The sequence below is a fragment of the Paenibacillus sp. Lou8.1 genome, from assembly GCF_024213565.1.
Lineage (GTDB): Bacteria > Bacillota > Bacilli > Paenibacillales > Paenibacillaceae > Paenibacillus > Paenibacillus polymyxa_B.
In genome coordinates, this window is sequence record NZ_JANAVN010000003.1 from 18,070 (window position 1) to 38,261 (window position 20,192).

22 protein-coding genes and 1 tRNA gene are annotated in these 20,192 nt (G+C 44.4%); 20 read left to right on the forward strand and 3 right to left on the reverse strand.

Features of this window, described 5'->3' with window-relative positions; translation table 11 throughout:
* Positions 1-9 precede the first annotated feature (9 nt).
* The 6 genes from mnmG to NLX78_RS04915 all read left to right on the forward strand — a co-directional run bounded on the left by mnmG (position 10) and on the right by NLX78_RS04915 (position 6,374).
* Positions 10-1,899, forward strand: a complete 1,890-nt coding sequence (gene mnmG / locus NLX78_RS04890; protein ID WP_103049706.1) for a tRNA uridine-5-carboxymethylaminomethyl(34) synthesis enzyme MnmG — start codon at positions 10-12, stop codon at positions 1,897-1,899.
* Complete coding sequence (gene rsmG / locus NLX78_RS04895) at positions 1,899-2,621, forward strand: 16S rRNA (guanine(527)-N(7))-methyltransferase RsmG (RefSeq protein ID WP_254349766.1); 723 nt, start codon at positions 1,899-1,901, stop codon at positions 2,619-2,621. Before mnmG ends, rsmG begins: the two co-directional genes overlap by 1 nt.
* Positions 2,622-3,052: 431 nt before the next feature.
* Positions 3,053-3,871, forward strand: coding sequence for a nucleoid occlusion protein (noc, locus tag NLX78_RS04900; protein WP_013312811.1), 819 nt, complete (start codon positions 3,053-3,055; stop codon positions 3,869-3,871).
* Positions 3,872-4,057: 186 nt separating this feature from the next.
* Positions 4,058-4,819 (forward strand): ParA family protein, encoded by a 762-nt coding sequence (locus NLX78_RS04905; protein WP_013312810.1) that lies wholly within the window; start codon positions 4,058-4,060, stop codon positions 4,817-4,819.
* Complete coding sequence (locus NLX78_RS04910) at positions 4,812-5,654, forward strand: ParB/RepB/Spo0J family partition protein (protein WP_039272130.1); 843 nt, start codon at positions 4,812-4,814, stop codon at positions 5,652-5,654. The genes NLX78_RS04905 and NLX78_RS04910 overlap by 8 nt, the downstream gene beginning before the upstream one ends.
* A 198-nt stretch (positions 5,655-5,852) precedes the next feature.
* A complete protein-coding gene (locus NLX78_RS04915) occupies positions 5,853-6,374 on the forward strand; it encodes a DUF4446 family protein (protein ID WP_061830444.1) in 522 nt (173 codons plus the stop codon).
* Here the strand turns inward: NLX78_RS04915 and yyaC are convergent.
* Positions 6,328-6,933 (reverse strand): spore protease YyaC, encoded by a 606-nt coding sequence (gene yyaC, locus NLX78_RS04920; RefSeq protein ID WP_254327999.1) that lies wholly within the window; start codon positions 6,931-6,933, stop codon positions 6,328-6,330. The two genes, NLX78_RS04915 and yyaC, sit on opposite strands and share 47 nt — an antisense overlap.
* 251 nt (positions 6,934-7,184) lie before the next feature.
* Between yyaC and NLX78_RS04925 the strand changes: the two genes are divergently transcribed.
* The 3 genes from NLX78_RS04925 (at position 7,185) to NLX78_RS04935 (ending at position 8,517) form a co-directional block, all read left to right on the forward strand.
* Positions 7,185-8,135, forward strand: coding sequence for a mechanosensitive ion channel family protein (locus NLX78_RS04925; protein ID WP_235306825.1), 951 nt, complete (start codon positions 7,185-7,187; stop codon positions 8,133-8,135).
* On the forward strand, positions 8,125-8,349 hold the full coding sequence (locus NLX78_RS04930) for a DUF951 domain-containing protein (protein WP_025723137.1): 225 nt from the start codon (positions 8,125-8,127) through the stop codon (positions 8,347-8,349). Before NLX78_RS04925 ends, NLX78_RS04930 begins: the two co-directional genes overlap by 11 nt.
* A 77-nt stretch (positions 8,350-8,426) precedes the next feature.
* A tRNA-Ser gene (locus NLX78_RS04935) sits at positions 8,427-8,517 on the forward strand.
* Positions 8,518-8,740: 223 nt separating this feature from the next.
* Here the strand turns inward: NLX78_RS04935 and NLX78_RS04940 are convergent.
* Both NLX78_RS04940 and NLX78_RS04945 read right to left on the reverse strand, forming a co-directional pair.
* Complete coding sequence (locus NLX78_RS04940) at positions 8,741-9,058, reverse strand: hypothetical protein (RefSeq protein ID WP_013312804.1); 318 nt, start codon at positions 9,056-9,058, stop codon at positions 8,741-8,743.
* Between the two features lie 366 nt (positions 9,059-9,424).
* Complete coding sequence (locus NLX78_RS04945) at positions 9,425-9,619, reverse strand: YjzC family protein (RefSeq protein ID WP_254349767.1); 195 nt, start codon at positions 9,617-9,619, stop codon at positions 9,425-9,427.
* Positions 9,620-9,937: 318 nt separating this feature from the next.
* On the opposite strand from NLX78_RS04945, the gene rpsF reads away from it, so the two are divergent.
* The 11 genes from rpsF to NLX78_RS05000 all read left to right on the forward strand — a co-directional run bounded on the left by rpsF (position 9,938) and on the right by NLX78_RS05000 (position 20,116).
* Positions 9,938-10,222 (forward strand): 30S ribosomal protein S6, encoded by a 285-nt coding sequence (rpsF, locus tag NLX78_RS04950; protein ID WP_013312802.1) that lies wholly within the window; start codon positions 9,938-9,940, stop codon positions 10,220-10,222.
* Positions 10,223-10,271: 49 nt separating this feature from the next.
* Positions 10,272-10,763, forward strand: a complete 492-nt coding sequence (gene ssb / locus NLX78_RS04955) for a single-stranded DNA-binding protein (RefSeq protein WP_013312801.1) — start codon at positions 10,272-10,274, stop codon at positions 10,761-10,763.
* 21 nt (positions 10,764-10,784) lie between these two features.
* Positions 10,785-11,057 carry a 30S ribosomal protein S18 gene (gene rpsR, locus NLX78_RS04960; protein ID WP_013312800.1) on the forward strand — a complete coding sequence of 91 codons (273 nt, stop codon included), beginning with the start codon at positions 10,785-10,787 and terminating at the stop codon, positions 11,055-11,057.
* 525 nt (positions 11,058-11,582) lie between these two features.
* The gene (locus NLX78_RS04965) at positions 11,583-13,322 is read left to right on the forward strand and encodes an ABC transporter substrate-binding protein (RefSeq protein ID WP_165178321.1); all 1,740 of its coding nucleotides are present in this window, start codon (positions 11,583-11,585) and stop codon (positions 13,320-13,322) included.
* Positions 13,323-13,390: 68 nt separating this feature from the next.
* A complete protein-coding gene (locus tag NLX78_RS04970; RefSeq protein WP_061830440.1) occupies positions 13,391-14,353 on the forward strand; it encodes an ABC transporter permease in 963 nt (320 codons plus the stop codon).
* A gap of 11 nt (positions 14,354-14,364) precedes the next feature.
* Positions 14,365-15,288, forward strand: a complete 924-nt coding sequence (gene opp4C / locus NLX78_RS04975) for an oligopeptide ABC transporter permease (RefSeq protein WP_061830439.1) — start codon at positions 14,365-14,367, stop codon at positions 15,286-15,288.
* Between the two features lie 13 nt (positions 15,289-15,301).
* Positions 15,302-16,285 (forward strand): ABC transporter ATP-binding protein, encoded by a 984-nt coding sequence (locus tag NLX78_RS04980; RefSeq protein WP_149034876.1) that lies wholly within the window; start codon positions 15,302-15,304, stop codon positions 16,283-16,285.
* Positions 16,282-17,247, forward strand: coding sequence for an ABC transporter ATP-binding protein (locus NLX78_RS04985; protein WP_250259981.1), 966 nt, complete (start codon positions 16,282-16,284; stop codon positions 17,245-17,247). The genes NLX78_RS04980 and NLX78_RS04985 overlap by 4 nt, the downstream gene beginning before the upstream one ends.
* A gap of 159 nt (positions 17,248-17,406) precedes the next feature.
* A complete protein-coding gene (locus NLX78_RS04990; protein WP_061830438.1) occupies positions 17,407-18,348 on the forward strand; it encodes a D-alanyl-D-alanine carboxypeptidase family protein in 942 nt (313 codons plus the stop codon).
* A gap of 235 nt (positions 18,349-18,583) precedes the next feature.
* Positions 18,584-19,642, forward strand: coding sequence for an LCP family protein (locus NLX78_RS04995; RefSeq protein ID WP_061830437.1), 1,059 nt, complete (start codon positions 18,584-18,586; stop codon positions 19,640-19,642).
* A gap of 45 nt (positions 19,643-19,687) precedes the next feature.
* Entirely contained in the window at positions 19,688-20,116 is a 429-nt protein-coding gene (locus NLX78_RS05000; protein WP_013312792.1) for a CBS domain-containing protein, read from the forward strand.
* Positions 20,117-20,192: the final 76 nt, after the last annotated feature.

A 20,192-nucleotide genomic window follows, 5' to 3' on the forward strand; every position in this document is an offset into this window, starting at 1 on the left:
AAGAAAGGTATGGGTTACCAAGGAGGCGACTATGACGTAATTGTCGTAGGCGCGGGCCATGCGGGTGTAGAATCAGCCTTGGCAGCAGCACGGATGGGCTGTCGCACGTTGATGATCACAATTAACCTGGATATGGTCGCGTTCATGCCCTGCAACCCGTCTATTGGCGGTCCTGCAAAAGGGCACGTGGTGCGAGAAATTGATGCACTGGGCGGCGAAATGGGTCGGAATATCGATAAGACATTTATTCAAATGAGAATGTTAAATACTGGTAAAGGTCCGGCGGTTCATGCATTGCGTGCACAAGCAGACAAGTTCTCTTATCAGCATGCGATGAAGGAAACGATGGAAAAGGAACCGAATCTCACCTTACGCCAAGGTATGGTTGAAGAGCTGATTATGGAAGACGGCCATTGCGTAGGTGTAATTACGAAGACGGGCACAGAGTATCGAAGTAAAGCAGTTGTCCTAACCACAGGCACTTATCTGCGCGGAAAAATCATTATGGGCGAGCTGATGTATGAGAGTGGTCCGAACAATCAACAGCCTTCGTTGAGATTGTCTGAGCATTTGAGAGAGCTGGGTTTTGATCTGGTTCGATTTAAGACAGGAACGCCACCACGTGTGCACAAGGACACGATTGATTTTAGCAAAACGGAAATACAACCGGGTGATGATCAACCGAAGTTCTTCTCCTATGAAACGAAGTCTTCGGATAATGAACAGCTTCCTTGCTGGCTGACATATACTTCAGTAGAAACGCATCAGATTATTAATGATAACTTGCACCGTGCGCCCATGTTCTCTGGTCTGATTGAAGGAACGGGACCACGTTATTGCCCATCTATTGAAGATAAAGTGGTACGTTTCAGTGATAAGCCTAAGCACCAAATCTTTTTGGAGCCTGAAGGTAAAAACACATCTGAATACTATGTCCAGGGCTTGTCGACCAGCTTGCCAGAGGATGTGCAATTAGCTGTGCTGCGTTCGATTCCGGGGATGGAAAAGGTAGAGATGATGCGCAATGGCTATGCTATTGAATATGATGCAATGGTACCTACGCAGTTATGGCCTACTTTGGAAACGAAGAAAGTTCCTGGCTTGTTCACAGCAGGCCAGATTAACGGTACCTCCGGTTACGAAGAAGCTGCGGGTCAAGGGATTATGGCGGGGATTAACGCAGCTCGCAAGGTGCAGGGCAAAGAGCCCGTCGTACTGGACCGTTCGCAAGGCTACATCGGGGTTCTGATCGACGATCTGGTGACGAAGGGTACGAATGAGCCTTATCGCTTGCTGACGTCGCGTGCAGAATATCGTCTGTTGTTGCGTCATGATAACGCGGACCTGCGATTGACTCCGATCGGGCATGATATTGGCCTAATTACGGATGAACGATACGAGCGCTTTTTGGATAAAAAGCAAAAGGTAGAGCAAGAGATTGAACGTTTGCGCTTGGCGAAGGTTCGTCCGGTTGATATAAATGAGATGCTGGAGCAAGGCGGATCTGCACCAATACAGGATGGCAGTAATTTGTTAACGGTGCTACGTCGACCAGAGATCAGTTATGCGCAAGTAGCACAAATCTCACCTTCACCTATAGCTCTTACTGAGGAAGAACAGGAGCAGGTGGAAATCCAGATTAAGTATGCGGGCTACATTGAAAAGCAATTGATGCATGTGGAACGTCTGCAAAAGATGGAGAAGAAGAAGCTCCCAGAGGATATTGTATACAATGAAGTTCAAGGACTGGCCATTGAAGCCAAGCAGAAGCTTGAAAAGATCCGTCCGATGTCGATTGGCCAAGCATCCCGTATTTCGGGTGTAACTCCTGCGGATATTTCCATTTTGCTGGTTTATCTGGAGCATTATAACCGCGTAACGGCAGCAAGGGGATCATAATGGACGCGATACAACAGCAATTTAAGCAGCGGCTGGCAGAGCATAGTATTGTGATTAATGACAGTCAGTTAGAGCAGTTTGAAACATATTACCGTGTGCTGGTTGAGTGGAATGAAAAAATGAACCTGACGGGTATTACTGAGCGCGATGCAGTGTACACCAAGCATTTTTATGATTCTCTTTCCCTGGCCTTTTATGTTCCGTTAAATGATGTGGGAAGCTTGGCTGATATTGGATCAGGTGCAGGTTTTCCAGGCATTCCTTTGAAAATATGCTTTCCGCAGATTCAGTTGACTATTGTAGATTCATTGAACAAACGTATACAATTCTTGGCCCATGTGGTAGAACAGTTGGGTTTGGAAAATGTTGAACTGATTCACAGCAGGGCAGAGGAATTGGGGCGTAAACCAGGATACCGCGATAGCTATGATCTAGTGACAGCCAGAGCGGTTGCTCGTCTCGCTGTATTGAATGAATTTTGTCTGCCGTTTGTCCGTGAAGGGGGACACTTTGCCGCGATGAAGGGTAGTGATCCTACGGAGGAAATCAAGGAAGCTTCCTACAGTTTGAAAGAGCTAAAGGGAAAAATCAAACATGTTCAGGCTTTCCAGCTACCCGTTGAAGATGCAGCCAGACATATGATTATTATTGAGAAAAAAGCGGCTACACCACGGAAATATCCACGTAAGCCGGGTACTCCTTTGAAGACGCCGTTAGTGTAATTGTTTGAAAGAAAGTGAATGTTTCACGTGAAACATTCACTTTCTTTATGGCTGACAGACTCTTTACATAAAAGACACTTTGCTAACATGCGTTCTTGCTTACATGGGGGAAGAAGATGGATAGATAGTTGTCAAAGAGGATGCATAATTTATTATCTGATCCTTCCGAAAAGCTGATAGAGACGATAGGATTATGGCTGGAAAAGTGATAGAATAGAGATAATCGTTTTAATGTAAGTTGACTGCTCCCGTACCCATGAATTCAGATATACATATAGGGCAGTGGGACAACAAATGTCAGGGGTGTACGTGGAGTGTACCCGCTTACGGCGCTGTTTCATATAAAAGGGTCTACGATCCGCGTAAGGAACTGTTTTTCACGAAGCGCTGTTAGTATGGTGCTATTATGAAATTAGGTGGTATTATACGGAATGAAAGAACAATTTTCCAAGCTATTTGGTTTGACGGAGCGATCTACTGGGGACGAAATAAAACAAATTCCAGTTCGGGATATTGTCAGCAGTCCTTATCAGCCCCGTACCATATTTGACGACGAGAAGATTGATGAGCTATGCCAGACCATTAAGACGCATGGTGTAATTCAACCGATTGTCGTTCGTTTCCGTAATGGACAATATGAGATTATAGCAGGGGAACGTCGTTGGAGAGCTGTCACCAAGCTGGGTATGGAAACTATTCCAGCCATTGTTCGTGAGTTTAATGATTCACAAGCTGCATCCATCGCGTTGATTGAAAATCTTCAACGGGAAGGGTTAACTGCGATTGAAGAGGCTGTAGCTTACCAAAAGCTGATTGATCTACATCAGCTCACCCAGGAAAGCCTCGCTCAACGACTTGGCAAAAGCCAATCCACTATTGCTAACAAGATACGGTTGCTTCATCTGCCGGAGAGAGTGAAAGAGGCTCTAATGGAACGGAAGGTGTCCGAGCGTCATGCTCGTGCATTATTGTCATTAGAGACTGAAGAACTACAGTACAAGGTTTTAGATGAAGTCATTGCCAAGGAACTCAATGTGAAGCAGACAGAGGCACGAGTTGCCTTTTATAAACAAGTATCCACCAATAAGAAATCGAAGCGGATTTCCTTTACCAAGGATGTCCGGCTTGCGCTGAATACGATTCGTCAATCCATTGATATGGTGTCTGGCTCAGGCTTGGATATCAAGACCAAGGAATCTGATCATGAGGATCACTATGAGATTGTCATTCAAATTCCCAAACGTAAGTAAGGGATGAAGCGTACAGGCGGCAGCAATTGCCGCTTTTTCTGTCTAACGCCGAATAAAACCGCAGCATACTCAATTCTATTCTGAAATTGCCGTTATCCGTAAGTTAAGGACTAAGTAACGTCTCCATAGAGCGCTTTGTAGTTATGGAGTGTAGCAGGATTCCGATTAAATTATGAGGTGAATGAAGTGTCAAAAATAATAGCCGTAGCCAATCAAAAGGGCGGAGTAGGCAAAACAACTACTTCCGTTAATTTGGGCGCCGGACTTGCTTCCCTCGGCAAAAGGGTATTGCTCGTGGATATCGACCCGCAAGGTAATACAACCAGCGGTGTGGGTATCAATAAGGCGGACGTGGCAAATTGCATTTATGATGTACTCATTAACGAGGTTGATCCTAGCGAAGCTATTATGAGTACACAGGTTGAGGGATTGGATATTATTCCGGCAACCATTCAGTTAGCAGGCGCGGAAATTGAACTGGTGCCGACCATTTCTCGCGAATTGAGATTAAAAAGATCGCTTCAACTCGTTAAGCATAATTATGATTATATATTAATTGATTGCCCGCCATCGCTGGGTATTTTGACGCTTAATTCATTGACGGCTTCCGATTCAGTCATTATTCCAATCCAGTGTGAATATTACGCATTAGAAGGATTAAGTCAATTGTTGAATACCGTGCGATTAGTGCAAAAACATCTGAACACCTCACTGCAAATTGAAGGTGTGTTGTTAACCATGTTTGATGCCCGCACGAACTTGGGTATTCAGGTGATTGAAGAAGTGAAAAAGTATTTTCAAAGCAAGGTTTATCAGACGATTATTCCACGCAATGTGAGACTCAGCGAAGCACCATCACATGGCCAGTCCATTATTACGTATGATCCCCGTTCCCGTGGGGCAGAGGTATATATTGAGTTGGCAAAGGAAGTGGTATCTTATGAGTAAACGGTTGGGAAAAGGACTTGATGCACTCATTCCCTCCCTTATGGTCAATGAAGAAGATAAGGTTGTTGACATTCCGCTCAGCCAGTTGCGTGCAAACCCGTACCAGCCTCGAAAAACGTTTGATGAAGAGTCCATTAAGGAATTAGCCGAATCCATACGTCAACACGGTGTTATCCAACCTATTATTGCACGTAGTGTATTGCGAGGATACGAAATCATAGCCGGGGAAAGACGTTTTCGGGCGTCTCAATTTTGTGGGAATCCGACTATACCTGTAGTTGTTCGCAATTTTACGGATCAGCAGGTGATGGAAATTGCCCTGATTGAGAATTTGCAGCGTGAGAATTTGAATGCTATGGAAGTAGCAGTAGCTTATCAGGGATTGATGGATCAATTTTCTTTAACTCAGGAAGAGTTGTCCATGAAAGTGGGAAAATCACGTTCTCATATTGCCAATTTCCTTCGTTTGCTCGCATTGCCTGAAGAAGTTAAAGATCATGTTTCACGTGGAACATTGTCTATGGGACACGCTAGAGCTATTGTTGGGCTCAAAGATCCAGACATGGTAAAACAGTTAGCACAGCAATGTATTGAACAGCAGTGGAGTGTTCGCGAACTGGAGGAAGCTGTACAGCAGTTGGATCATAAACCTGGTGAGGCGAAAGCCAAAGCAAAGGTACGAAAAAAGGACCCCTATATTGACCATATGGAAGAGTCCCTGCGTGAACGCTTTAAAACAACTGTAAAGATCAAGCACAATAAGGATAAAGGCAAAATTGAATTGAATTATTACAGCCAGCAGGATTTGGAAAGATTACTGGAGCTATTACAGTAGTTTGTTGAAATATGGACATGTCTCCTTGAGCAAAATGGAAAGTGAGATATGTCTTTGCTTTGTCTGGAATTGCAGGAATTAGAATGGTTTTGATGGATAAACTAATAGCCTTGTGTTATTTGTTTCGCTGTTCTCAAACGTATAAAATATAAGTATGCAGGTACATGATTTTTGAGGTAGAGGAGTAGAAGCAAGCATATGGCTGAATTGAATGGACTAATCATGGAACAGCTTGCCGGAATCGTTGCAGGGATCGTGCTTATTTTGCTCATCCTGTTGATTGTTATTATCGTGCAGGGTGCAAAGCTGAAGAAGATGCGGCGAAAGTATGAAACCATGATGGCAGGCAGCGGTGTCGAGAATTTGGAAACGCTGCTGATTGATTTGAAGGTACAGATGGATTCGATTGAGGATGAGCAGGAAACCCATCGTGCAAGTATGAAATCACTACGCAGCAAACTGACTGGCTTGAAGGGACATATAGGCATTAAACGCTATAATGCCTTTGGTGAGAGAGGAAGTGATTTAAGCTTCTCTCTGGCTATTGTAGACGACAATCAGGATGGTATGGTATTAACCGGCATTTATAACCGAGATGGTTCATATGTGTATGCCAAGCCTCTAGAAGCGGGACAATCCACCTATTCCTTATCACCTGAAGAAAAAGAAGCCGTTACTCTTGCGCAGCAAGCAGGACAGAACGGTAATGCCACTCCTTAATCGCGGAGTATAGGCTACCAGCAATGATATCTGATAATTTCATTACCAAATTTAGTCTTGTATTTTGTAGCACGAAGTATTCCATGAAGCCGCCGACGTTAACGATACCAGTCAAATGGATATCGCCGACCGGCGGTAATTCTTTATTTACACCTGCTCCTGGCTTGAGAGGGCCTTCTGAAACCTGAATGCATCCAACACTGGAGGTTTGTCCAAGACATGCATCTATACCAATGATATAAGGCTGTTCATACCGGTCTTGTATACTGTTTAGCGTCGTTTGCAGGTTCATGGCATGTACAGGCTCCTCTAATGTACCGTATAGGTTAAACAGAGGGCTTTTGTAGCGTGCTAAATGCGTACCTACGAGCGGACCCAGGCAATCTCCAGTAGAACGGTCGGTGCCGATGCAAATAATGACGATATTTTGCAGACTCGGTGCCTGGTGCAGATGGAACAGCAGACGATGGATGATGGCTGATTGGATCCCGGGGTCTGTGTGTGATATTTTTAAGCTTAGGGGTTCTTGCCCCGGAATGAAGTCAGATGGATGAGTCATGGAATCTTCCTTTCGCTCTGTAATGGAGTGTGCGGGTTACGCTCGCTGTACCTTGGAGAATAACAATTAGCCTGCGGGTAACATTTATGCTCAAGATAGTAGCTAGTATATGGATAAACTTGTGCTTTTATACTCGAAGGAAGTAGATTATTCATAGCCATATGTTTAAAGTCAGTAGATAAGCTTATATAGTAGGAAATAGAATTCGGGAAGCAGGAAGAGTAGTTCCCTTGTTTAAGGAGGAGTACAGCATGACCTTAATACATTGGTTGGCCGGTAATGTAGGTACGGATGACGTAGTGAAAGATGCGATTCAATGGAAGGATGCTGTATGGAAATGGCTCACTGATAGTACGATGTGGTCGACCCTTTTGTTTGTGATTTTGAAAATAGCGATTATTTTTATCATCACACGTATCTTTATTCGAGTTATTAATAAAATTATAGATAAGTCGATGCAACAAAAGGGAGATAACGGCAGGTTCCGATTGAATACAAGACGATTAACGACTGTTGGGGAACTGTTGAAAAATGTAACTAATATTGTATTTAATTTCATTTTGATTATGCTGGTGCTATCGCAAATGGGTATTAATCTCGGCCCTCTGATTGCTGGAGCTGGAGTGCTTGGATTGGCTGTTGGTTTTGGGGCACAGAGTTTGGTTAAGGATGTAATTACCGGATTCTTTATTATTTTTGAAGATCAATTTGCCGTAGGAGATGTCATTCAGACAGGTACTTTCAAGGGTACAGTAGAAATGATCGGGCTGCGTACAACCAGACTAGTGAGCTGGAAAGGTGAGGTGTACATTTTACCAAACGGCTCAATTACAACGGTAACGAACTTCTCCATGTCCAACGCGTTAGCGGTAGTGGATGTGCCAATGAAGGCCGAGCGTAGCCTAGAGGAAGCAGTTGGTTTGGTAAAACAGGCAATCCAAGGTATTGAAGAGTCCAACGTACAGATACTTAATATACCGGATGTGTTAGGGGTTCAGTCCATGACCACCTCAGAGTATATTGTGCGTGTTGTGGCAGAATGTATGCCGAATACAGGGGCCGTGGTAGAGCGTGATATTCAGAATAACATCAAGAAGGCCCTAGAGGATGAGGAACATCGTCAGGCAGCCTTGGAGACAGCGATAACCCTAGAAAAAGAAGATGAACAAGGAAGAAAAGGGGGAGAGAAGGGTGGAGCGTAAGTCATTTGAACTAGGGGACATTGTACAGATGAAGAAGCCTCATCCGTGTGGAACAAATGAAATGGAAATTATCCGCATGGGGATGGATATTCGAATCAAATGTGTCGGTTGCCAGCATAGTGTGCTGATTCCGCGTGCCAAGTTCGAAAAGAATATGAAGAAAGTGCTGCGATCAAAGGCTAATGCCGACGAGCAAAACACAGAAGCAAATTGAGCCAAGAAAGATGAATGGCGATGAACTAGAATCAGCTTGCGTCACAGTTGCAATGATGATATAATTATCCTTGCTGCGGAAAGGTACCCAAGAGGTCTAAGGGGGCTGACTCGAAATCAGTTAGGCGTCGCAAGGCGTGCGTGGGTTCGACTCCCACTCTTTCCGCCACTAACTTCATTAAATAAACCAATCTCTTACGTCTGTGACGTAGGAGATTTTTTGTTTGTGGAATAAAAGGTCAACAGAGTGTGATAAAGTGAAAAGCACTAAGATAAACCATGAGGGTAAGATGGAAGAAACGATTACAAATCTATTGGGGAATGAATAAGGCGTTATAGCAAAAAAATGCTCCTGACAGCAGAGAAACATTGCCGTTAGGAGCACTTTTTTGTTATAGCTGGTTAGGCGGGTAATGATAGCGTTTTGTTTTTTTTGAGCCAGAGATCATCAGAAGGATCGCTGCAATCAAATGGAGAGCCCAGCCTACAAAGGGTATCCAGGCCAGCAAAGAAGTGAGTACTCCCCATACGGAGCCGTAGATCGCCTCCTGATTGCGTAACGACAGGATAAGTGTTACTGCGTGTAGGACAAGCATAAATCCCAGAGCCGAGTAGCCGGTCCCCATGACAATAGCTCCCCCCACAATCGGTACGGCAAGCACCAATTCGAATATACCTGATATCCACTTTAATATTCGAGAATAGCTCATCTTTAAACCTCCGTAGATAGTAGGTCTTTGTACTTGGATATATTCTAGCAGAAGGAGCTGAATTAATCTGCATTTTACCAGGATATGCAAAAAGTCCGATAATGCAACAAAGGAGGACCACAAAGGTCCTCCATCGTAGGCGATACATTTTTAACAGGATACGATCTGTCCAATCACATCATGAAACTCGGTGTACTGACAAGCAATACCGTGTTGAAAAGACAGTGTCCTTTTACACAAACCTAATGCTTCTAATGCCCGGAATGGATCTCCTAACAGTTTGTCCGGCTACGTCATCCAACGGAACCACACCTCTCTGTTGTATCGCCTAATCATAATATGGCCAGGATTTCGAGGAAATATACATTAGTGGACACGAGCTTTCGTTTTTTTCTTCCATTTGCGATTATGGTTGGCGGTCTCGGGAAAAGAATCGCCTCTTTCCAGCGTTACTTGCTGTGGGTTTTGGATTTCAGTATGGAAGCTCTTTTCTCCGACCTCCATGTATACGCCGTCGTTTGGGGCCTTATCCCCTGGTTCGAACTCAGTCTTTTCACCCATACGGTGGTGCCTCCTTAGATAAATGAATTTGAACTGCAACGGTTATTGTGCGCTGTCTTGAACAGAAACATGCGAAATCGGGTATACAGATAGTGAGTGAATTAAAGGATTTCCTTTATATATGCGAAATTTTTGATGTTCTATAAAATTGTATAAAGCTAATGATATGCAGTGTATTTAGCCGTGTTAGGCTTGTGTATTGAATTTGTAGGTTGCATTCAGTTGCTCGATTTGGTAAACTGTTTTAGTGCGAGCTTAGGCTCGTTCCTTGCTCTCAACTGAGATTGAGGGCCTTATGTCCATAAGGAGGTGTAAAGAATGCGCAAATATGAAGCGATGTATATTATTCGTCCTGACATTGAACAAGAAGCTGTTCAAGCGACAGTCGATAAATTCCAAGGTATCATCTCTAACGGCGGTGGCGAAATTACGAGTCACGATGTAACTAAACGCCGTCTTGCGTATGAGATCAAGAAATTCCGTGATGGTTCTTTCGTTCTGGTAAACTTCACAGCAGAACCTGCTGTTGTTACTGAGCTTGAGCGTATCATGAAAATTTCTGACGAAGTAATTCGTTATCTCATTACGAACGACGTAGCTTAATTATTGTACGTGATTATGTAATGAACAACGCTCAAAGGAGGGGATTGGATTGTTGAACCGTGTCATTCTGATCGGTCGTTTGACCAAAGATCCAGAGCTGCGCTATACACCGTCTGGTGTAGCAGTAACCCAGTTCACCCTGGCTGTAGACCGTCCGTTTACGAGTCAAGGCGGCGAACGGGAAGCGGATTTCTTGCCGATCGTAACCTGGCGTCAGCTTGCTGAAACATGCGCTAACTATCTTCGCAAAGGTCGTTTAACGGCTGTTGAAGGCCGTGTCCAGGTGCGTAATTATGAGAACAATGAAGGAAAACGTGTATACGTGACTGAAATTGTAGCTGATAATGTGCGTTTCTTGGAATCTAACCGCGATGGCGGTAACGGTGGCGGCAATAGCGGTGGAGCTGCGCGTGAGGAGTCTCCTTTCGGAGGCGGTAACAGCAATAGTGGACGCGGGAATAATAACTCGCGAAACAATCAGGATCCTTTTTCCGATGACGGAAAACCGATCGATATTTCGGATGATGATTTACCATTTTAATTGGGAAAGGACTGACAAAGAATGGGCTTCAGACAAAGAGAAGGCGGAGACGATAACAAAAGACCAGCTCGTCGTGGTGGTCGCAACAAACGTCGTAAAGTATGTTTCTTCACTGTGAACAAAATTACTCACATTGACTATAAAGATACAGACCTGCTTAAAAAATTCATCAGCGAACGTGGAAAAATTCTTCCTCGTCGTGTGACTGGAACAAGCGCGAAATATCAACGTATGTTGACAATCGCTGTTAAACGTTCCCGTCAAATCGCATTGCTTCCTTACACTACTGAATAGTAGTGGGTGGAAAAAAGAGACGTTCCCGATCCCGGGAATGTCTTTTTTTGTGATCTTTTATATTGACAACAAGTGCCATCTATTGTAACTTACTAATAATACAATCCATGTTTACCCATAAACTATAGTATACCTTTTAATGGCTTGTGAAATTGCAAGCTCCTCAACTCGCCAGAGTAAACATTTCGGCCTTCCGGAATGTTATTTTATATTACATGCAATCTTATTTTTTGTCATTTTCCACAAGTGAAATTCATAAAGTTTACATAAATAGATATTTTGCATTTTTATATTACATAAAAAAAGATATTGACGTGATATTATTTTACACTTAAGATAAACCTTAATAAAAATGTAATGGTTGTTAACGCACAAAATTGACCAGAGGTCTAAAACACGTGTTTACGTTATTAAAGAGAGTAAGGAGGATGTGCAAACTTCATTTTCAAACCTCAAGCTTTAACGAATCACCGCAGGAATGAGACAGGCTGTTAAATAAAGAACCGACTAAGGGGGATTAACAGGATGATGCAGACGAAGAAATGGGTTTCTTTGCTTATGATGCTTACGATCGTTGGTGTTCTGTTTGCAGGATGTAGCGGAGGTGCCAATGAGGCACAGCCACAGCAAGGCAATGCGGGCAATAAAACAGAGGGAAATGAAGCAAGTGCACCTGTTACGGAGGGCGTTATTAAAGCAACTGATCTGTCGCAAAACCCTCCGGGAGCGACTAATCGGAAAGATAACATTGTAGTAGGTATGACATCACCAAAAGGGGTATTCAACCCGCTATTCTGGCAAACGACTTACGATTTATATGTAGTCAGAACAGTATTTGATTCCTTCTTACAGGTGAAGGCGGATGGTACATATGAAAATAGTTTGGCTGAAAAGGTTGATGTATCGCCGGATGGTCTAAAATACACATTCCATCTGAAACCAGGTGTGAAGTATAGTGACGGCACTCCAGTAACCGTGAAGGATTATGCTTTTGTACTCAAAGTGCTGCATGATCCGAATTATGATGGAGAAACCGATGTATTGTCTTTTAAAATTAAAGGCGGTAAAGAATATCACGATGGCAAAGCAAATGATATCTCGGGGATCAAGGTCATTGATGATAATACAGTAGAGGTCACCGTTACAGAAGCAACAGCGTATACAAAGGATTTTCTGGGTGAGCAATACTTCATGCCAGAAGCTTATTATGGAAAAGGGTTCAAAAAGGGTAACCTGGACAGCATCAAGGCGCTTAATAATAAGCCGATCGGCTCTGGTCAGTATGTACTGAAGAGCTTCTCCCCAGGTCAACAAGTCGTATTGGATGCGAATCCAAACTACTTTAAAGGCGCACCTAAGGTGAAATCGGTTATTTTCAAAACAACAACGGAAGAAACGAACCTGTCTATGCTACAAACGGGCGAAACGGACATGGACAACATCACAGTTACGGAAGACAATGTAGAGGAATTAAAGGCTCTAGGCTTCTTGGACGTGAATATTATGCCGACAAATGGCTATGGATATATAGCGTTTAATCACAAGGAAAAGAAATTTCAGGACCCTAAAGTACGTCAGGCTTTAACTATTGGGTTAAACCGCAAGGAGATTGTGCAGGGCGTGTATGGTCCATATGCGAATGTTATTAACATTCCACAATCTACAGAATCTTGGTCTTATACGGATGAAGGTATCAACAAATATGAATTTGATACAGCTAAGGCGAAGGCTTTGCTGGATGAGGCAGGCTGGAAGGTTGGTGCTGACGGAATCCGTGAGAAGGACGGCGAAAAGCTGACCATCAACTTCTCTGCGACTGCTGATAATCCAGTAGTAGAGGCCTTGCTACCGATCATGTCCAATAACTATAAGGAGCTAGGCATCAAGCTGACTTCCGAAACTTTAGATTTTAACGCCATTATGGATAAAAAGGATACAGGCAAGTTTGATATGTTCTTCGCGGCTTGGGGCTTAACTCCAGACCCGGATACAACGACTTTTATTACGAATGGTGCACAAAATGATATCGGCTATTCCAATAAGAAGGTCGATGAACTAACGCTTGCTGGTAAGCATGAGCTGGATCAAGAGAAACGCAAACAGATTTACAAACAGCTCTATCAAGAGTTGAACAAGGATCTGCCAACTATTTTTATGTACCAACGCAGAGATATGTGGCCAGTTAATGGACGTGTAACCGGCTTGGAAATTACACCATACAAAGATTTTGAGTTCACTCTGCATAACGCTCAGATCGCTCAATAAGGGTTGCCAATCGTATGCTCAGCTCTCACGAGCTGGGCATATCACTTTATTCGTCTGGAGGAATGAATATGAAGCAGTACATTATTCGAAGACTGCTGCAACTCATCCCCACACTTATTGGCATATCCATTATCGTATTTGCGATTTCAGCCATGGTGCCGGGTGATTATATTACAGCCAAGCAGAACCCGAATATGACGGCCGAAAAGGCGCAGCAGCTACGACATATCTACGGGCTGGATAAACCAGAATACCAACGCTATTTTATATGGGCCGGTAATATGTTAAAGGGGAATATGGGGGATTCATTGCAGCATAAGCAGCCGGTAACGAAGGTCATTGGCAATTATGTATGGAACTCATTTATTATCGCTTTTTTTAGTCTTATTTTTAGCTGGTTGATTGCGGTTATTGCAGGGGTATTTTCAGCCAAGTTCCAATATTCGTTATTCGATAAGTTTGTCACATTATTCATTTTCTTATGTATGTCGCTACCTTCATTTTTTATTGGTCTATTGGTCATCAAAATATTTGCCCTGGAGTGGGGAATTCTCCCGGTTGGGGGCATGACCACAGCAGGGATGGAGCCAGGTTCATGGGCTTATATGGTAGATGTCCTCAAGCATATGTTCCTGCCGACACTCGTACTTACGATGCTGAGCACAGGAAGCCTGACCCGGTATTTCCGTACAGGCATGTTGGAGGTCATTCGTCAGGATTACATTCGTACCGCACGCGCCAAAGGCCTGAAGGAACGTACGGTTATTTTCAAGCACGCACTGCGCAATGCACTGATTCCAGCCATCACACTACTCGGCTTCGAGCTTCCGGCCTTATTTGGTGGAGCGATGATTCTGGAGAAGGTATTTGTGTGGCCGGGTGTGGGTCAGGTCTATCTGGAGTCGATCAGTATGCGGGATTATCCGTTTATGTTGGGCTTCACGATTTTCCTAGCGGTACTTACGCTTATCGGTAATTTGCTCTCTGATGTATTGTATGGCATGGCAGATCCAAGAATTCGCTTGAAGTAGGAGGGATACTATTGTCCGCAGAAACAGTCACGATTGAAACGAATCAAAAGGCGGCGATCCGTCCTGAAGCGTCTCCATGGAGAATCGCCGTTCGCCGTTTTAACCAAAACCGTCTGGCTTTGGCTGGTCTCGTTATATTAATTCTGATGGTTACCATTTGTATATTTGGACCGATGATTTCACCTTATCATTTAGATGATTACAAGCTAGCTGACAAAAATTTATCGCCTAATGCTAAGTACTGGCTTGGGACGGATAAGTTTGGTAGAGATATTTTGCTGCGTACGATGCTGGCCGGCCGTATTTCCTTGACGGTGGGGCTAGTTGCCACGTTTATTTCGGTCATGATCGGAGCGACGTTGGGTGCGTTGGCGGGATTTTATCGTAAAGGCGTGGATACGGTTATTATGCGGATTGCCGATATTTTTATGGCACTCCCTACATTACCGCTGCTTATTATTTTAGGTGCTGTTCTGTCGGATTTGAAGGTCGATCCGTCGAATCGCATTTATTTTCTGATGCTCATTATCGGGATTCTGAGCTGGACGAGCTTGTCCCGTCTGGTCAGGGGGCAGATTCTTACGCTGCGTGAACAGGAGTTTATGCAGGCGACGGAAGCGCTAGGTTTGAGAGACCGCCGCAAAATATTCCGACATTTGCTGCCGAACACGATTCCTACCATTATTGTTACGGCTACGCTTGGAGTAGCGGGTGCGATTATTACAGAATCTGCGCTCAGTTACTTGGGGATTGGCGTTGTGCCGCCCACACCTTCGTGGGGAAACATGATATCAGCTGCGAATAACCTGATTGACTTCCGCAAACGGCCTTGGATATGGGTCCCACCGGGAATGTGTATTCTCATTACCGTTGTAGCGATTAACCTGATTGGCGACGGTTTGCGTGACGCGCTGGACCCTAAAATGAAGAAGTAGGAGACGAACGTTTATGGAAAATGCTTTGATTGAATTTCGTAACCTGAAAACCCACTTTCATACCTCTAACGGAACTGTCAAAGCGGTCAATGACGTCAGTTTTAAAATTCGTGAGGGTGAAACGCTCTGTGTGGTAGGAGAATCAGGCTGCGGTAAGAGTGTAACAGCGATGACGATGATGCGGTTGATTGATTCTCCCCACACCTCAGACGGACAAATCTGGTTTGAGGGCAAGGACCTCCTAAAACTCAATAAAGGTCAAATGCAGCAGATTCGCGGCAATGACATCTCGATTATTTTTCAAGAGCCCATGTCTTCTCTGAATCCCGTGCTTACGATTGGGGAACAGATCACGGAGCCATTGCTGATGCACACATTAATGAGTAAAAAAGAAGCACATGCTCGGGCAATTGAGCTGATTAATTTGGTGGGGATTTCACGTTCAGAGGAAATATTTCATTCCTATCCTCATGAATTGAGTGGCGGTATGCGCCAGCGGATCATGATTGCCATCGCATTAAGCTGTAATCCGAAGCTATTGATTGCGGATGAACCAACAACGGCACTGGATGTTACGATTCAGGCACAGATTCTGGATTTAATGCGGGATTTGAAGGATAAGCTTAAAACGTCCATTATGCTCATCACGCACGACTTGGGCGTCGTGGCAGAAATGGCTGATTATGTAGTTGTTATGTATGCTGGAAACGTCATTGAAGAGGCGCCTGTCATTGAGCTGTTTAAAAATCCGCAACATCCATATACTCAAGGCTTATTAAAGGCGAAGCCCGTCATTAATCAGAAAATGGACCGACTCTATTCCATCCCAGGACAGGTTCCAAACCCAATTGAGCTGGGAGAAAATTGTCATTTTCATGATCGGTGCGCCCATTGTATGCAAATTTGCAAGGATCAGGCTCCTCCCTTGAATGAAAAGGAGAATGGTCATAAGGTTGCCTGCTGGCTATATGAGAAAGAAGGAGGGCAACGGATATGAACGAGCCTTTGATTCAAGTGGAAGGGCTGAAAAAGTATTTCCCGATCACAGGCGGAATTTTTCAGCGTACTGTCGGACATGTGAAAGCAGTCGATGACGTATCCTTTAACATTCATAAGGGTGAATCCTTCGGTCTGGTAGGAGAATCGGGTTGCGGCAAAAGTACGATTGGACGTACGATTCTCAGATTGATGGATAAGACAGAGGGATCGGTACGATATAAAGGCGAAGACTTGCACGCGTTAAACAAAGAGCAGATCCGTGCGCTTCGTCCGAAGTTGCAAATCGTCTTTCAGGACCCTTTTAGCTCACTGAATCCGAGAATTAAGGTCGGTGAAGCCATTGGAGAGGCGTTGCTGGATCACGGGTTGATTGATCGTAGTGAGCTGCGGAAGAAGGTCAATGAAACGCTGAACATTTGCGGGCTGTCCTCGTATCATTATGATCGGTATCCGCATGAGTTCTCTGGCGGTCAGCGCCAGCGGATCGGGATTGCACGGGCTTTGATTTTGAATCCTGATTTTATTGTGGCTGACGAGCCGGTATCTGCTCTGGATGTGTCTATTCAGGCCCAGATCATTAACTTGTTAAGTGATTTGCAGCAGGAACGCCAACTGACCTATCTGTTCATCTCGCATGATCTAAGTGTAGTCGAGCATCTGTGTAGCCGGATTGGTGTGATGTATCTGGGTTCAATGGTAGAGCTTTCCTCCAAGGAGGAACTGTTCAGTAATCCGCTTCATCCGTACACGAAGGCGCTGCTATCGGCAGTACCGATTCCCGATCCCACGATCAAGAGACAACGGATTGTGTTGAAAGGAGACATCCCATCTCCGGCCAATCCGCCTTCAGGATGCAAGTTTCATACACGTTGTCCTATGGCAGAAGCACGTTGTAAAACAGAGACTCCGGTATACCGCGATGCGGGCGATCAGCATTTTGTAGCCTGTCACTTTGCCTAAAATATAATAATTAGGAAGCAAAATATCCGTCATTCTGAAAGCATAATTGACGGATATTTTGGCGTGGAATAAAAAAGGTAAAAAAATTGTATCTTTTTTTCGAAAAATTGCAGACAAAATGGATTTTTCATCGTCTAATAAAGTATGGAGGTTATTACGATGATGAAAAAACATTGGTTACGTTGGGCTATTGTCGTCCCGGTACTTATTATATTGATTTTTATTACGCTTGGGCCCCGCCTGTTGATCGGAAAGCCGAATGTGGATGCAGAGGCTGCGGTGCTGATGGACATGCATACTGGGGAATTGCTGATGGATGTGAATGGTGATACGCCTATGCCTTCCGCAAATATGTCCAAGCTCATGACTGAGCTATTGGTGCTGGAGGATATTCGGGCCGGACGGTTAGGCTGGAATGATGAAGTGCGAATTAGCCGTTACGCCAGTACAGTAGGCGGTGTGAATTTGTCCCTCCGGTATGGTGAAAGGATGACCGTATCCGAATTGTTCCAGAGTATGGTTGTGTATTCAGCGAATGATGCCGCTGTCGCGTTAGCGGAGCGTTCAGCAGGGAACGAATCAGCTTTTGTGAAGCGTATGAATGGGAAAGCTGCCCAAATCGGGTTGTCATCCGATAGTCGCTTTAGCAATGCGTCTGGGGCAGGTCAGAGTGAACTGGGGCCGAATCACCCTGAGGATATTCAGGGAGAAACGAAAATGACAGCAAGCGACACGGCAAAGTTGGCCTCCTATTTAATTACGTCACACCCGGAGATTTTAAGAACGTCCAGTCGTACGCAAATGGAGTTGAAGGATAAAGGCATCTACATTAGTAATACGAACTGGATGCTGCCTTCCTTGGCTGGACCGTACTCTTACGCGGGAACGGACGGACTGAAAGCAGGGTACACAAGCGATGCTGGATACTGCTTCACGGGCACAGCTGAGCAGCATGGAAGACGGCTAGTTGCCGTGGTGCTGGGTGCACCGAGCAAGGAAGAGCGTTTTGAGCAGACACGGAAGTTGTTCGATTATGGTTTTTCCCTGTCGACTTCTTTCCCGGTGAGACTGCAAAATTTGGTGAAACTGGCTCCACATTAAGGCAAAAATGACTTTGAAAGCTACATAGGATACGGATACAAACATGAATTGGGGCTTTGACCGTGAGGTCGAAGCCTTTTTTGGTATGAATTCGAGGAGCTGACCACGCCATGACACTTTTGACAACAAGGTAGTAGACCTTTTATGCTTTGAGGGGAAGTTTCAGCTTCATGTGGGACCAATTTGGTTTAATGAAGAGATGGGATTTGTGACGGAAAGAAGGAAGGTACCTGTTATGGAGAGAAGACATAAGAGAAGGACCAGTGGAAAGCCCAAAAAGAAAAAGAGGTTTACCGCTCTATATATTTCATGTATTGTTTTATTTTTGATTGCAGTGGGAGGCTACCTGTTCCGCAAACAGCTGACACTGGTGGCTTTTGATTGGTTTGTATCACCGACGTTGGAAAGCAAGCTGGAGAAATCCTATCAGCCGCGACAATCCGGGGAACAGCAGCAGCAAGAGACAGTAGCTTACCGTAAGGAACCCTTTTCGGTGTTGTTACTGGGTACAGATCAAAGGCCAAATGAAAAGGCGCGTGGTCGTTCGGATACGGTTATGTATGCAGTAGTACGGCCCGCGGAATCGCGTGTGCTTTTGGTTTCCATTCCAAGGGATACGTACGTACAGATTGCCGGACATGATCCGAATCGCGATGGCGAGGATGATTTTGATAAGTTGGGGCATGCTTATGCGTTCGGAGGCGAAGATATGTCCATGGCTACAGTAGAGAAGTTGATGGAGCATAAGGCCGATTATTATGCTACGATTAATTTCCAGGGTATTCAGGAGGCGGTGAATGCAGTGGGTGGAGTTGTGCTTCCAATCGACAAGCCCATTGAGAATAAGAACCCGCTGCATATCAAGTTCCGTATTGAGGCGGGCAAGCCGCTTTATAATGGTGAAGAAGCCATGTATTATGTTAGATATCGGGAAGATAGTGACTTCAACCGTACAAAACGGCAGCAAATATTTTTGAACGCTATGGCGGATAAGCTGCTGAATATCAACGGAATTACCAAGATCCCGGAGCTGCTCGATATTATGGGAGCCAATTTTAAAACCGATATGGAACCTACTTTTATTACTGGGCTTGGCAAGCAAGCTATTTCGCAGGGGAATCCACAAATTTCAAGTTTTACGATTACGGGGGAAGGGTTCAAGAAGAAGGGCCTGTATTATGACCGGGCTAATGAACAGGAACTTGAATATGCCAGACTAATCATTGCCAACTGGCTAGATTCCGATACAACCCCGCAGACGCTGAGGCTTCCCGACAAGCAGGACATTCAGTGAATAATCAATGGATTTATATTTGATTTTGAGGGGGATTCGTTTCTCATGAATATCGCTTTTTTCTTGCTTCCCAAACAGGAAGTTGCTTGTGTAACGGCGGATGCTACTTTACGGCAAACGTTGGAACGGATGGAATATCACCGTTTTACAGCGGTTCCTATTTTGGATAAAGAAGGTAGATATACAGGTACGGTTACAGAAGGTGATCTGTTGTGGCATATGAAAGAGTCTGAGGGGAAAATCACCTTTGAAAACGCTTCTAAGTTCATGCTTAAGGACGTTCCGTTGCGGGTTACGATGAAGCCCGTATCCATTGACGCGAACATGGAGGATTTAATTAATTTGGCGAAGGTGCAGAACTTTGTGCCCGTTGTAGATGATATGGAACGGTTTATTGGCATTGTACGTCGCAGCCAGATTATTGAGTATTGTGAAAAATTTGTGTCCAGGGAATCGCTAAATACTTCAAGCTAAAATAAGCAGCAAAGCTGGTCCGAAAATAACGATTTACCCTATGGGGTAACAGTTATTTTCAGAATAGGATATGCTA